We start from the raw sequence: 13,320 nt of genomic DNA on the forward strand, positions 1-13,320 counted from the left end.
TCGCAAATGGCCGTACGAATGTTTCACAATGTGCCGGTTATGGTGGGGGTGACTAACTAAGTGCTGTCTTTGCGGTCTAGAATCCGCCTACTTCTTTCCGAGGAAATCACTTCGTGAAACTGCTTCTTGCCTCCCTCGCCCTGGCTGCCCTGCCTGTCATGGCCGCCGAGCCGACCCTTTACGGTCGCTACGAATACATCCAGTTGCCGGAGATCGGCGAAACCTTCAAGGCCAAGATGGACACCGGCGCGCTGACCGCCTCACTGTCGGCCCGGGATATTGAGACGTTTACCCGTGATGGCGACGACTGGGTGCGCTTCCGCCTCGGTGGTAAAGACGCCGGCAACAAAGTCTACGAGCACAAGGTGTCGCGCATCAGCAAGATCAAGAGCCGCGCCGACGAAGACGACGAAAAAGACGAAGCCACCGTGGCCAAGCGCCCGGTGATCGACCTGGAAATGTGCCTGGGTAACGTCAAGCGTACCGTCGAGGTCAACCTCACCGACCGCAGCAGCTTCAACTACCCGTTGCTGATCGGCGCCAAGGCCCTGCGTGAGTTCGGCGCAGCGGTCAACCCGGCCCGTCGTTACACGGCCGACAAACCGGACTGCTGATTTGAACCCATGCCCCATATCCTGATTGTCGAAGACGAAGCGGCGATAGCCGACACATTGATTTTCGCCCTGCAAGGCGAGGGTTTCACCACCACCTGGCTGAGCCTTGGCCAGGAGGCGTTGGCCCATCAACGCCAGACCCCGGCCGACCTGATCATTCTCGACATCGGACTGCCGGACATCACCGGCTTTGAAACCTGCAAGCAATTGCGCCGTTTCAGTGAGGTGCCGGTGATGTTCCTCAGTGCACGGGATGGCGAGATCGATCGGGTGGTGGGGCTGGAGATCGGTGCCGACGATTATGTGGTCAAGCCGTTCAGCCCGCGGGAAGTGGCGGCGCGCGTACGGGCGATCCTCAAGCGTGTCGGCCCCGGCGTGGCGCCCGCTGTGTTCCAGGTCGACCTGGAGCGCATGCAGATCAGCTTTCGCGGCCATCCCTTGAGCCTGACGCGCCATGAGTTTCGCCTGCTGCAAAGCCTGCTGGAGCAACCTGAGCGCGTGTTCAGCCGCGAGCAACTGCTGGACGCGGTGGGCGTGCCCGCCGATGCCGGCTATGAGCGCAATATCGACAGCCATATCAAGAGCCTGCGCAGCAAATTACGCAGCGTGGCCGCCGATGCCGAGCCGATCCAGACCCATCGCGGCCTCGGCTACAGTTACAGCCCGAGCCACAGCTGATGCGCCTGGGGCTGCGGATTTTCCTGGTGTATGCGCTGTTCATCGGCCTGACCGGCTACTTCGTGCTCAATACGGTGATGAAGGAAATACGCCCCGGCGTGCGCCAGTCGACCGAAGAAACCCTGGTGGATACGGCCAACCTGCTGGCTGAAGTCCTGCGCGATGACGTCAGGAATGGCACCCTCGGCCAAAGCCACTGGCCGGAGCTGCTCAAGGCCTACGGCAACCGCCAGCCCGGCGCGACCATCTGGGGCCTGCCGAAAAACCAAGTCAATCATCGCATCTACGTGACGGACGCCCAGGGCAAGGTGTTGCTTGACTCCAGTGGCGAAGCGGTGGGCCAGGACTACTCCAAATGGAACGATGTGTACCTCACCCTGCGCGGTGAATACGGCGCGCGCTCCACCCGCAGCGAAGCCGACGACCCCACCTCCTCGGTGATGCACGTGGGGGCGCCGATTCGCGACAATGGCCAGATCATCGGCGTGGTCACCGTGGCCAAGCCCAACAGCTCATTGCAGCCGTATATCGACCGCACCGAGCGGCGCCTGCTCTGGTACGGCGCCGGGCTGGTCATCCTCGGCTTGCTGCTGGGCGCAGTGTTGTCGTGGTGGTTGAGCGTTGCCCTGCGGCGCCTGACCGCCTACGCCGAAGCCGTCAGCGAAGGCCGGCGTGCCGAGTTGCCGCATTACCGCGGCGGCGAGCTGAAGCAGTTATCCACTGCCGTGGAGCATATGCGTACGCAGTTGGAGGGCAAGGCGTACGTCGAGCATTACGTGCACACCCTGACCCACGAATTGAAAAGCCCATTGGCCGCAATTCGCGGCGCGGCGGAGCTGTTGCAGGGTGATATGACCCGTGAGCAGCAGCAGCGCTTCGTCGGCAATATCGACAGCGAAAGCGCGCGTTTGCAGCAGTTGATCGAGCGTCTGCTGAGCCTGGCGCAGGTGGAGCAGCGCCAGGGCCTGGAAGAACAGGTGAGCATCCCGCTGGCGGCCTTGGTCGATGCTGTACTCAACGCCCAATGTGCGCGAATTGAAGGCGCTGGGCTGCAAGTCGAACAGACGATTGCCGCCGATGTGCAGGTGTTCGGCGAGCCCTTCCTGCTGCGCCAGGCCCTGGGCAACCTGCTGGACAATGCCCTGGACTTCACCCCGCCTGGTGGCGTCTTGAGATTCAGCGCAAACACCCGGCACAACGATGTACAGATCAGCCTGTTTAACCAGGCCGCGGCGATTCCCGACTACGCCTTGCCGCGCCTGAGCGAGCGTTTCTACTCGTTGCCGCGACCGGCCAGCGGGCGCAAGAGCACCGGCCTGGGTCTCAATTTTGTCGAGGAAGTGATGAAGCTGCACGGCGGCGCCTTGCAGATCGGCAATGTACCTGGCGGCGTGCAGGTGGTGCTGCATCTCCACACAGTCTCCACATTGCCCACATAAATCGCCCACATGGGCTGCGCAGACTTTCCCCATCAAAACAGGGAGAGACCCCATGAACCGCAGCCTGCTTTTCAAACTTGGCGCGATTGCGCTGCTGATCCTGCTGTTGCTGATTCCGTTGCTGATGATCAACGGCATCATCAGCGACCGCCAGCAACTGCGCGACGGTGTCCTGATGGACATCGCCCGCAGCTCCAGCTATGCCCAGCGCCTCACCGGCCCGGTGATGGTGGTGCCGTATCGCAAGACCGTGCGCGAGTGGAAGTTCAATGAAAAACTCAACAAGCGCTACGAGGTCACCCGTGAAGAGCGGGGTCGTCTGTATTTCCTGCCGGACCGTTTTGAGCTCGACGGCAAAGTGCAGACCGAACTGCGCGCACGGGGTATTTACCAGGCGCGGCTGTTCCATGCCGACAACCGTATCAGTGGGCGTTTCGAGCTGCCTGCACAGTTGGGTATCACCGAAGACTTCGCCGATTACCGTTTTGAAGCGGCGTTTCTGGCAGTGGGCATCAGCGACATTCGCGGCATCGAAAATGCGCTGAAGTTGGAGCTGGGCGGCCAGCGCCTGGAATTCGAACCAGGCTCCCTAGTGGACTGGCTGGGGGAGGGCGTGCATGTGACGTTGCCGGAGCAGGACAGTAAAAAGCCAGGTGTGATCGACTTTGCTTTCGACCTGCGCCTGCAAGGCACCGAGCAACTGCAAGTGGTGCCGGTGGGCAAGACCAGTCAGGTGTCCCTGGCCTCCAACTGGCCGCACCCCAGCTTTATCGGCAACTTCCTGCCGGCCCAGCGCGAAGTGACTGACAACGGCTTCACGGCCAACTGGCAGACCTCCTTCTTTTCCACCAACCTCGAACAAGCCCTGCAAACCTGCCTGGACGGGCAGGGCTGCAACGACTTCAACAACCGCAGCTTTGGCGTGAACTTCATCGACCCGGTGGACCAGTACCTCAAGAGCGACCGCGCGATCAAATACGCGCTGCTGTTTATCGCCCTGACCTTTGCCGGTTTCTTCCTCTTCGAAGTGCTCAAGAGCCTGGCGGTGCACCCGATTCAATATGCATTGGTGGGTGTTGCCTTGGCATTTTTCTACTTGCTGCTGTTGTCATTGTCCGAGCACCTGGGCTTTGCCCTGGCGTACCTGATATCGGCAAGTGCCTGCGTGCTGTTGATCGGTTTCTACGTGTGCCATGTGCTGCGCAGCGTTGCCCATGGCATGGGGTTTTCGGCGGGGTTGGCGGCGTTGTATGGCTTGCTGTACGGGTTGTTGAGTGCCGAGGATTACGCGCTGCTGATGGGCTCGCTGCTGCTGTTCGGGCTGCTGGGTACGGTGATGGTGCTGACGCGCAAACTGGACTGGTATGGCGTGGGCAAGCGCAAGCCGGCCGAGCCGTTGACGTTCGACCTGGAGGCGGTGCAATGATCGGGTTGCGGGAGGATCAGCAAGTAGGGGCGCAGTTAGCCGCAAGGATCGCCACATTCCTCAAAACCACCACCGTCCAATGTGGGAGTGGGCTTGCCCGCGATAGCGGTGGTTCAGAAACAGATGTGCTGAATGACATACCGCGATCGCGGGCAAGCCCGCTCCCACATTGGGTCGGTGTGAACATCAGGTCGGCGGCTGGGTCTCCAGCATCGAAGGCCGTTGGCTGACTTCGGCGTACCAGGCGGCCAGCTTGGGGTTATCCGAGCGCCATTGCAGGTCCGGGTGGCGGAAGTCGAGGTAGCCCAGGGCGCAGGCCACGCTGATGGACGCAATGTCGAAGTGGCTGGCCAGTTCGGCGATGGCATCCTGCTCCAGTTCGGCGACGGCGCGGCGGATCTTGTTGCGCTGCTCGTCGAGCCACGGTGCCCAGTGTTTTTCCACTGGACGCAGGGCGGTCTCGTAACGCACCAGCACGGCGGCATCCATGATCCCGTCGGCCAGCGACGCCAGGGTCAGGCGGCGCCAGCGGGCCGAGCCGTCACGAGGGATCAGCGGGTTGCCGACATGCTGGTGGTCGAGGTAATCGAGGATCACCCGGCTGTCGTGCAGCACACTGCCGTCGGCCAGGCGCAGGGCCGGGATCTTGCCCACGGGGTTGCCTTGTACCACCTGCGCGTCAGGGGTGACCGGTGTCGGCATGCAGGCCTGCAACGCTACACGGTCCTGCTGGCCGGTCTCGATCAGCAACACGCGCACTTTGCGTACGAACGGGGAAGCGGGGTTATGGAACAAGGTCATGCTGGGAGCGGACATGGGCATTCCTCTGAATGGGCTGTGGCTAGCCTAGAGGGTTGCGCGGTGGCTGGCGAGGGGGAGTGTGACGATTCGACTTGCCCCTGATAGCGCACTCAGCCACGCCCCTTGAACAACGCCCAACTACCAATGGCAGCCGGTATGCCCAACCCCACCCAACTCAACGAATCCCATCCCCCATCCCCCAGCAACGCTGCAAATAACCCGGCGGCGCTGAGCAGGCCGATCCCCAGCGGAATGCCAAACACCTTCCAGAAACTCGACTGCCTTGGCTTCATGCCTTGCCTGCCTTGCGCCGCACGACCCACAGGTAAATGCCACTGCCCAGCACGATGAGGGTCAGCACATCCAACACCGCCCACAGGACCTTCATCGGCATGCCGCCATAGTCACCAAAGTGCAGGGGCTGGGACATGCCCATGGCGTCCATGTACCACGGCCGTGCGGCGATGGCGGTGACGGCCAGGGTGCTGGCGTCGATCAGTACCGGCGTGAGCAGGTGCGAGGTCAGGTGCGTGCTGCCCTTCATGAACACCGCGTAATGGTGCTCGCTGGAAAAGCGCGTGCCGGGGAAGGCGATAAAGTCCGGCTGCATGCCCGGTGCTGCCTCGGCGGCAATCTTCAGCAGCTCGGTGGCCGGTGCGCGTTGGGTCAGCGGCGGGGCGTTCTTGTAGGGTTCGATCATTGCGCTGAGGCTGTCGGTACGCCAGGCGGCGATGATCAAATCGGCACAGGCGCTGATCACCCCGGTCACGCCGACCACCAGCGCCCAGGTCAGGGTGACCACACCGATCAGGTTGTGCAGGTCAAGCCAACGCAGGCGCGTGGACTTGTCCTGGCGCACGGTGGCGAACTTCAAGCGGCGCATGAACGGCAGGTACAGCACCGTACCCGAGACGATGGCCACCACAAACAGCAGGCCCATGAACGCCAGCAGCCACTTGCCCGGCAGACCGGCGAACATATCCACATGCAAGCGCAGCAGGAACAGCGTCAGCCCGCCGTTCGCGGACGGCATCTCCACGGCTTCGCCGGTGCGCGCGTCGAGCATGAAGGTGTGGGATGAGTTGGGCTCGGTGCCGGCGGTGGCGGCCATGATCGCGATCACGCCGTTCTTGTCGTCTTCGTCCCAGGCCAGGTATTGCAGGGCTTCACCGGGGCGATGGGCCTGGGCCTTGGCCACCAGTTGTTCCAGGTTCAACTGCGGGGTGTCGACGGGCATCGCTTGCAGTTGCGGCTCATTGCCCAGCAGATGATCGATCTCATGGTGAAAGATCAGCGGCAGGCCGGTGAGGGCGAGCAGCAGCAGGAACACCGTACAGATCAGGCTGCTCCAGGTGTGGACGAAGGACCAGCGGCGGATGGTTTTGCTTTTCATGTGTATAGCCTTCAGACACACCCAGGCCGCCCACAGGGGCGGCCTGGGTGCTGACTCAGCTGATTACCACTGGTAGGTGGCACTGGCGACGACGCTGCGTTGGTCGCCGAAGTAGCAGTAGTTGCCGTCACAGGTCGACAGGTAGTCCTTGTTGAACAGGTTGGTGGCATTCAATTTCACCGACGCGCCCTTCAGGCTGTTGTCGAGGCGGCCGAGGTCGTAATGCACCGCGCCGTCGAACACGGTGTAGGCGTTAGCCTTGCCCAGTCAGGTGTTGGCCTGGTCGCCATAGGTATTGCCGGTGTAGCGGGCGCCCAAGCCGATGCCGAAACCGTCCAGTACGCCGCTGTGCCAGGTGTAGTCAGTCCAGAGCGAGGCTTGTTGATTAGGCATCAATGTCAGGCGGTTGCCTTTGTAGATACCTTTTTGCACCTCCGACTTTGCCAAGGTGTAGGCGGCAATGACCTTGAGGTTTTCGCTTACGTCAGACACCGCTTCCAGCTCCAGGCCCTTGACCTTCACTTCACCGGTCTGGTCGTTGATTTGCTGGCCCCCCGCACCGAGGGTGGTCACCTGCACATTCTTTTGGGTCAGGTCGTAGACCGCCGCACTCAACAGCGTATTGGAGCCGGGCGGCTGGTACTTGACCCCCATTTCCCATTGCTTGCCTTCCGTTGGTTTGAATGTCTTGAGCGCGTTTGTATCTGCGTTGCTCGCCGGTTGGAATGACTCGGCGTACGACACGTAGGGGACGAACCCCGAGTCGAACACATAGCTGAGCGCCGCGTTGCCACTGAAGTGTTTGATGCGGTCGGTGTTGGTCGCATCGCTATCGTTGAAGTAGGTGGTGCCCTGATGCACCCAATCCTCACGCCCGCCCAAGGTCAGGCGCCACTTATCCAGGGCCATCTGGTCTTGCACGTAGAGGCCGGTTTGCACGGTTTTCTGGTTGTAGTCGTAAAACGGCCTGACATCTGTCGGGCGCAGGGTTGGCTGGGTGTTGACCGGGTTGAAAATGTTGATACCCGAGGCTGTGCCGTATATCGCGCGATAGGAGGTATCGGTGCGCTGGTGATCCAGGCCCAGCAGCAGGGTATGGGTGATGTCGCCGGTGGCAAAGTCGGCCTGGAAATTGTTATCCACTGCGAACTGGCCAATGTTTTCGTCAACGTTGGTGGTCGAGCGGCTGATATTGCCCGCGGCATCAGCCGGGGAGAACGCGTAGGAACCGACGGTCAGTTGCTGGAACGACAACTCCGACTTGGTGTAGCGCAGGTTCTGCTTGAACTGCCAGGTATCGTTGAAACGATGCTCGAAGGCATAGCCCAGCGCGTAGTAGGTGCGGTCGTAGAACTCGTAGTCCGGGTCGCCCAGGTTTTTGTGGTGGGAGACCTCGCCCAGCGGCGATTTGATCTTGGTGCCCTGGATCGGCATGAACTGGCTGGTGGTGCCGGTATCGTCGCGAGTGAACTGCGACAACAGGGTCAGCTTGGTATCGGTGTCGATGTTCCAGGTCAGGCTGGGCGCGATGTTGTAGCGCTTGTTGTCGATGTGATCGACCTGGGTGCCGGCATCGCGCACCACGCCGCTGAGGCCATAGAGGAACTGGCCTTCATCATCGATCTTGCCGGTGCTGGCGAAGTTGATCTGGCGGTAGTTGTCACTGCCGTATTGCAGTTGGATGGCATGGCTTGATTCTGCGCTGGGACGGCGGCTGACCATGTCCAGCAGGCCGCCCGGTGGGGTTTGGCCGTATACCGACGAGGCCGGGCCACGCAGCAATGCGAGGCGGTCGAGGTTCCAGGTTTCGGCTTTCGGGTTGGCGTACACGCCGCGCGGCAAGGGCAGCCCGTCGAGGAATTGCGTAGGTTCGAAGCCGCGTACGCGCATCCAGTCGTAGCGGGTGTCGCTGCCGTAGCTGGCGGACACAATACCGGGCATGTACTTGACCGCGTCATCCAGGTTCTGGACGTTGCGGTCCTGCATTTGATCGCGGGTGGCAATGGAGATCGAGCGCGGTGCTTCGACCAGTGCGGTGTCGGTCTTGGTCCCGGCGGCGGTGCGAGTCGCGACGTAGCCGTCTACGGGGCCCCAGGCACTTTCCGCATCACCCTGGCCGGTGATGTTGGTCATCGGCAATGCCACCACACCCTCAGGAATCGCCACCAGGGTGTACGTGCCGGCACTGCTCTGCTCCAACTGCAACCCGGTCCCACGCAATGCTTCGCGCAACGCGCCCTGTGCATCGAACTGGCCTTTAACCGGCGCCGAGGTCTTGCCCGAGGCCAGCGTCGGGTTGAGGGTCAGCGCCAGGCCGGCCTGGCTGGCGATCTGGTTCAAGGTGCTGGCCAAGGGCGCGGCGGGCAGGTTGTAGGCACGCAGGCTGGAGGTTTGTTCGGCGGCGATCAGCGCAGGGCTGGCCAGCGGTGTGCTGAGGGCAATGGCCACGGCTAACAGGCTGGGGCGCAACAAAGTGTCTAGCATGCGGGACATACGGCGGCTCCTGAATGGAAATATTTCTCAATTGCCTAGGTGCCGAACGAGAATCGAAAAGTGATAGGGCCGGGTGAAACTATTTTTTGCGGCGTGCTTGCGGGCCTCATCGGGAGCAAGCGCCTTCCCACATTTGAAGGCAATTCCCACATCAAAATGTGGGAGGGGGCTTGCCCCCGATAGCGATAGCCCAGCTACACAGAACCTAAGGCTTACCCGTGACCGTCACCCACCACGGCGTGTGTTGCTCGATCTGCACCGGCAAGGTCGGCAACAACGCGTTGAGCGCCAAGGTGGTGTCATGCAACGGGAAGCTGCCGGTGATGCGCAGGTCGGCCACGGATTTATCCACACCCAGGTGGCCGCGGCGATAACGGCTCAGTTCCGCCACCACATCTTCCAGGCGCGCGTTGTCGACCACCAGCATGCCGCGCGTCCAGGCGTCGGTGGCGGGGGGGACGGCCAGCAGCGGGCCGAGGCCGTCGCTGCGCATCAGTACTTGCTGGCCTTGCTTGAAAATCTGTTCCTGAGGCAATGCCTCGGGCTGGGCAGCGACCGCCGATTGCAGCACGCTCAGGCGTGTGGCGTGGTCTTCGCGCTTGACGATAAACCGCGTACCCAGCGCTCGCAGGTTGCCGTCGCGGGTTTGCACATAAAACGGACGCGCATCGTGGTGGCCGGTTTCGACGAGGATCTCGCCTTCCTGCAGCACGATCAGCCGGCGCTGTTCATCGAAACGCACGTCAATGGCGCTGTGGGTATTGAGGTTGATCAGCGTGCCGTCCGCCAGTTTCAGCGTGCGCTGTTCACCGGTGGCGGTGCGTTGGTCGGCCAGCCAATAGTGAATCGGCACGTAGCGTTCACCGGCAAACAAGGCCAGGCCGCACACCAGCGCAATACTCGCCAGGCCGCTGCCAAGCTTGCGGACGCGCTGGCGAATGCCCTCGCGCGATTGCAGCAACGCCGCCCGCGCCGGGCCCGAGGCCATGCTGAAACGCTGGTCAAGCATGCCCAGTTGGCGCCAGGCGCGCGCATGTTCTTCATCACTGGCCAGCCATTTGGCGAACTCTTCCTGCTCCACGGGGCTGCCGTCACCGGAGTCGAGGGACAGTTGCCAGGCAATCGCGGCATCCAGCACACGGGCCGAAACCGGTTTTGAACTGATCGCGCTCACAACGGCTCGCCATACAGGGCGATATAACACTGGCGAATGCCCTGGGCCAGGTACTGGCGCACCCGCGGTACCGACACACCAAGGCGCTGGGCGATTTCGGCGTGGCCGAGGCCGTCGAGGCGGTTATAGAGAAAGGCGGCGCGGGCTTTGCTCGACAGCTTGCCGAGCAGGCGGTCGATGGCCTTGAGGTCTTCGAGGATCAACTGCTGTGCTTCCGGCGAGGGGTGTTCGCTTTCCGGGATCAGCATCAGTTCGGTGAGGTAGGCCTGCTCCAGGGCGGCGCGCCGGAAGTAGTCGAACAGCAGGCCTTTGGCGATCGCCACCAGGAACGCCCGGGGCTCGCGGGGTTCACGCAACTCGGCACGGCACAGCAGGCGCATGAAGGTGTCCTGGCTCAGGTCTTCTGCGCGGCTCGGGCAGGCCACGTTACGGCGCAGCCAGGCCAGCAGCCAGCTGCGATGGTCGCGATACAACGCGCCAACAAGCTCACTGTGTGGGGACTGGACCGACGACAAGGCATCACCGAATAAACAAGTTTAAACTAACGAGAATTATTCGCGATTGTGTCAGAGGCGTGGGGCGGGCGCAATTGGTGTCTGTCGGGCGGTTGCTATTAAAACGATGGCGCTTGTTTACGCCGTTTCCATTGGCTCAAACGCTCTTGCAATGCTTGGGGGGTGTCGATCTGCTGCTGGCGCGCGCGGCTGAACAGGATCAGCATCAGTTCCGCCGTGGCCAGGGCATCGGCGCTGGCGTGGTGGCGTTCACCGACTTGCAGGTTGAAGTGCTCGAGCCAGTGGTCCAACCCGGCTTCGCGTATGTTCGCCTCGGGGCACAGCAGTGGCGCGATGTCGGCCACGTCGAGAAACGGATGGGCCAGGCGGTAACCCAGGCTGTCCTTGAGCGCGCGGCCGAGCATGTGTTGGTCGAACGGTGCATGGAAGGCCAGCAGCGGGCTGTCACCGACGAACTCCATGAAATCCAGCAGCGCCTCCACCGGGTCGCTACCGGCGGCGATAGCGCTGGGGCCAAGGCCGTGGATCAGTACGCTGGGGCTGAGCTTGGTCTCGGTGCGTTGCAGGGTGCGCTCGAACAGCTGGGAAAAATCCACCGCGCCGTCCTCGATCACCACGGCGCCGATCGACAGCACCAGGTCGCGGTTGAGGTTCAGGCCGCTGGTTTCCAGGTCGACCACCACCCAGCGCTGCTGACGCAGCGACACGTCGCCCAGCGGCGCCGGTTTGGGTAACTGTTCCAGGCGCCGCTGTTGCGCCGCGTCCAGTCCGGGTTTTGCCGCACGCAGCCAACCGAACAGGCTCACAGTTGATACCGCAAGGTCAGGCTGCTTTGCAGGCGCTGGGCCTGGCGCAGGGATTCGCGCAGGATACGTCGGTCCAGATGGTTGAGGCTGTCGGGGTCGACACGGTTGGAGTACGCCTGGTTTTCCCGGGTCTGCAACTGGTGCTGCTGCATGCGGGTTTGCTGGATAAAGTGGTACGCCTCTTCATAGGCGGCACCATCCAGTGGTTCAATCACGCCCTTGGCCACCAGCTGGCGCAGACGCTCCAGGGTGTTGATGGCGTGGACATCGTTGGCCAGGGCCAGTAGGCGCGCACCGTCGACAAACGGCGTGAGGCCCTGCACCTTGAGGTCCAGCGTGGCTTTCTCACCACCTTTGCGCGTCAGCACGAACTCGCGAAAACGTCCCACCGGCGGGCGTTGGCGCAAGGCGTTTTCGGCGAGCATGCGCTGGAACAGCCGGTTGTCCGCGACCTGGTCGAGAATGCCTTGGCGCAGTTGCTCACAGCCTTGCTCGTCGCCCCACACCACCCGCAGGTCGAAATAGATGCTCGAGCGCAACAGGTTCTCCGGCGTCGCCTCGCGGATAAACGCGGCAAACCGGCGTGCCCATTCGGCTCGCGATAGGCACAGCTCCGGGTTGCCGGCCATGATATTGCCCTTGCACAGGCTGAAGCCACACAGCGCCAGGCTCTGGTTGATCTGCTGCGCCAGCGGCAACAAGCGGCCACGAATCTCGGCGGCTTCGGCGGCGTCCTTGGCGTCGAACAGAATGCCGTTGTCCTGGTCGGTGTACAGCGTCTGCTCGCGACGGCCTTCACTGCCGAAACACAGCCAACTGAATGGCACGCCGGGGTCGCCTTTTTCGGCGAGGGTCAGCTCGATTACCCGGCACACGGTGTGATCGTTAAGCAGGGTAATGATGTGGGTGATCTGGGTGGATGATGCCCCATGGGCCAGCATGCGTTCCACCAACTGGCCGATCTCGCCGCGTATCGCCACCAGGTTCTCCACCCGGGGCGCGTTACGAATGGTGCGGGCCAGGTGGACCAGGTCGACACGTTGCAGGGAAAACAGATCGCGCTCGGACACCACCCCACACAGGCGCTGGTCTTTCACCAGGCACACATGGGCGATATGCCGCTCGGTCATGGCGATGGCGGCGTCGAAGGCGCTATGGTCCGGGGTCAAGAAGAACGGCGCCTGGGTCATAGACCCTTTGATGCCCTGGGTGAAATCGCTGGTGCCGTCGGCCACCACCTGGCGCAGGTCACGCAGGGTGAAAATCCCCAAGGGCGCCTTGTGCTCGTCGACGATCACGATGCTGCCGACCTGTTGCTCATGCATCAGCGTCACCGCTTCGCGTAGCGGTGTATCGGGGCTGCACGTGACCGGATGGCGCATGGCCAATTCGCCCAGGCGGGTGTTCAGGGAATATTGGGTGCCGAGGGTTTCCACGGCTTTTTGCTGCACTTGCTGGTTGACCTGGTCCAGCAGGCTGCTGACGCCGCGCAGGGCAAAGTCGCGAAACGGGCTGGACAGCGCGAACAGTTTGATAAAAGCCGGTTTGTTCAGTTGCAGGCAGAAGGTGTCTTCGGCCGCCTTGTGCTCGGTGCGGGTCGCTCGTTCGCCAAGCAGTGCGGCGAGGGGGAAGCACTCGCCGGTGGTGATTTCGAAGGTGGTTTCGGCCGAGTCGGGCCTTTCGCCGACCACCCGGCCCTGTTTGACAATATAGAAGTGCTCGACCGGCCCACCCGACGGTTTGAGGATGCTCTCGCCGGGGGCGTAGAAGCGCAATTGGCACTGTTCCACCAGAAATGCCAGGTGGGCGTTTTCCATCTGGTTGAACGGCGGGAAGCGTTGCAGGAACTGCAGGGTGCCGTGGATATTCTGCAATACCGCTGTTTTTCCTGCCTGGGCGAAAGCATCAGCTTTACTCATAACCATGACCGCAATTTTTTTGTCGTTATCGTCCTGCATGGTCGACTCCTGCGCGGCGGGTG

The 13,320-nt window shown here is 62.2% G+C and carries 11 protein-coding genes and 1 pseudogene; 4 read left to right on the forward strand and 8 right to left on the reverse strand.

From position 1 onward, the window contains the following. The first annotated feature begins 113 nt into the window (after positions 1–113). Genes rloA2 through creD form a run of 4 tightly spaced genes read left to right on the forward strand, consistent with a single transcriptional unit; the run spans position 114 to position 4,157 of the window. Complete coding sequence (rloA2, locus tag AC1Q6I_RS00965) at positions 114–614, forward strand: retropepsin-like aspartic peptidase RloA2 (RefSeq protein WP_024077776.1); 501 nt, start codon at positions 114–116, stop codon at positions 612–614. A gap of 9 nt (positions 615–623) precedes the next feature. Next, the gene (gene creB / locus AC1Q6I_RS00970; RefSeq protein ID WP_024077775.1) at positions 624–1,292 is read left to right on the forward strand and encodes a two-component system response regulator CreB; all 669 of its coding nucleotides are present in this window, start codon (positions 624–626) and stop codon (positions 1,290–1,292) included. After that, positions 1,292–2,731, forward strand: coding sequence for a two-component system sensor histidine kinase CreC (gene creC / locus AC1Q6I_RS00975; RefSeq protein ID WP_102625032.1), 1,440 nt, complete (start codon positions 1,292–1,294; stop codon positions 2,729–2,731). The genes creB and creC overlap by 1 nt, the downstream gene beginning before the upstream one ends. A gap of 52 nt (positions 2,732–2,783) precedes the next feature. Continuing rightward, a complete protein-coding gene (creD, locus tag AC1Q6I_RS00980; RefSeq protein WP_024077773.1) occupies positions 2,784–4,157 on the forward strand; it encodes a cell envelope integrity protein CreD in 1,374 nt (457 codons plus the stop codon). A 186-nt stretch (positions 4,158–4,343) separates the two neighbouring features. Here creD and AC1Q6I_RS00985 read toward each other — a convergent pair whose 3' ends face one another. The 8 genes and pseudogenes from AC1Q6I_RS00985 to AC1Q6I_RS01020 all read right to left on the reverse strand — a co-directional run bounded on the left by AC1Q6I_RS00985 (position 4,344) and on the right by AC1Q6I_RS01020 (position 13,258). Next, positions 4,344–4,973, reverse strand: coding sequence for a glutathione S-transferase (locus AC1Q6I_RS00985; RefSeq protein WP_069077127.1), 630 nt, complete (start codon positions 4,971–4,973; stop codon positions 4,344–4,346). Between the two features lie 95 nt (positions 4,974–5,068). Next, positions 5,069–5,251, reverse strand: coding sequence for a hypothetical protein (locus AC1Q6I_RS00990; protein WP_024077770.1), 183 nt, complete (start codon positions 5,249–5,251; stop codon positions 5,069–5,071). Continuing rightward, a complete protein-coding gene (locus AC1Q6I_RS00995; protein ID WP_069077129.1) occupies positions 5,248–6,351 on the reverse strand; it encodes a PepSY-associated TM helix domain-containing protein in 1,104 nt (367 codons plus the stop codon). The genes AC1Q6I_RS00990 and AC1Q6I_RS00995 overlap by 4 nt, the downstream gene beginning before the upstream one ends. 63 nt (positions 6,352–6,414) lie before the next feature. Continuing rightward, positions 6,415–8,844: pseudogene (locus AC1Q6I_RS01000) on the reverse strand (TonB-dependent siderophore receptor). A 205-nt stretch (positions 8,845–9,049) separates the two neighbouring features. Further along, positions 9,050–10,018, reverse strand: a complete 969-nt coding sequence (locus tag AC1Q6I_RS01005) for a FecR domain-containing protein (protein WP_024077767.1) — start codon at positions 10,016–10,018, stop codon at positions 9,050–9,052. Beyond that, positions 10,015–10,533: an RNA polymerase sigma factor gene (locus tag AC1Q6I_RS01010; RefSeq protein ID WP_041161036.1), complete on the reverse strand. Its 519-nt coding sequence runs from the start codon at positions 10,531–10,533 to the stop codon at positions 10,015–10,017. The genes AC1Q6I_RS01005 and AC1Q6I_RS01010 overlap by 4 nt, the downstream gene beginning before the upstream one ends. Before the next feature lie 98 nt (positions 10,534–10,631). After that, positions 10,632–11,339, reverse strand: a complete 708-nt coding sequence (locus tag AC1Q6I_RS01015) for a 3'-5' exonuclease (RefSeq protein WP_069077131.1) — start codon at positions 11,337–11,339, stop codon at positions 10,632–10,634. Further along, positions 11,336–13,258 (reverse strand): putative nucleotidyltransferase substrate binding domain-containing protein, encoded by a 1,923-nt coding sequence (locus AC1Q6I_RS01020; protein WP_041161311.1) that lies wholly within the window; start codon positions 13,256–13,258, stop codon positions 11,336–11,338. Before AC1Q6I_RS01020 ends, AC1Q6I_RS01015 begins: the two co-directional genes overlap by 4 nt. Positions 13,259–13,320 lie beyond the last annotated feature (62 nt).

This window comes from Pseudomonas sp. MPR-R2A5 (assembly GCF_058793055.1).